The organism is Moraxella sp. VT-16-12 (genome assembly GCF_002224245.2).
In the GTDB taxonomy this organism is placed as follows: domain Bacteria; phylum Pseudomonadota; class Gammaproteobacteria; order Pseudomonadales; family Moraxellaceae; genus Moraxella.
Genome location: NZ_NKHK02000046.1, coordinates 1 through 404, shown reverse-complemented (window position 1 = coordinate 404; position 404 = coordinate 1). Strand labels below are relative to the sequence as shown.

1 pseudogene is annotated in these 404 nt (G+C 42.1%); it reads left to right on the top strand.

The features are described 5' to 3' along the window. Window positions 1-280 (top strand): annotated as a pseudogene (locus tag CEW93_RS10880) (replication initiation protein); the annotation flags it as partial. Window positions 281-404 lie beyond the last annotated feature (124 nt).

Genomic DNA, 404 nt, shown 5'->3' with positions numbered 1-404 from the left:
CTATGAGCAATTACAAAAAGCCGAAAATGAACGCCTAGAACGCAAGGAGCAAGCGGAGCGTGAAAGACAAGCCAAACTAGCAGAGCAAGCCGAGAAACAACGCCAAGAAGCTGAAAACGCTGAATTCATCGCTTATTTTGAGAGTTTACCCCAAGATGAGCAGGAGCGGATTTTGGACGAAGTCAAAAAACAAGTTCCCTTTAAGGTTGGTTTTGACGAGCAAACCGCCCACAAGAACATGATGTACCGAATATTTTTTAAGATGGTTATGGGTGTTTGAATGCGTTTTTCTTGACTTTTTCAGCAAAAAACCTTATTATCCTAATGAACGCAAGGGCGTCGGAGTTCTAAGTTAACCGAGATTGCGTTTGTGACACAAAAATCCGTTTGTATGGCAACATATG